Raw genomic sequence first — 210 nt, 5'->3', positions numbered from 1 at the left:
GAATTACGAAAATTTTCTCGCTCATTTCACGTGTGATTTCGAAAGTAGATTTTAAATCGGCTCCAGTCTTTTCTACAATTTTATCCATGATAGATTTGTAGAGCGTGTTCATTCCTGGATCATTGAATTGTGATGCGATAGTACCAAAAATTGGCATCGTATCTACATTTTCATCCCACAAATTATGATTGCGTTGGTATTGTTTTTTAA

General features: G+C 33.8%; 1 protein-coding gene. It reads right to left on the bottom strand.

Annotated features, from left to right (window positions below; translation table 11 throughout):
- On the bottom strand, positions 1-210 hold a 210-nt coding region (locus DIU01_RS14305; RefSeq protein WP_290835604.1), incomplete at both ends, for a hypothetical protein.

Origin of the sequence: Flavobacterium sp. (genome assembly GCF_003525665.1) — a bacterium.
Lineage (GTDB): Bacteria > Bacteroidota > Bacteroidia > Flavobacteriales > Flavobacteriaceae > Flavobacterium.
This window is presented reverse-complemented; position numbering and strand designations above follow the sequence as displayed.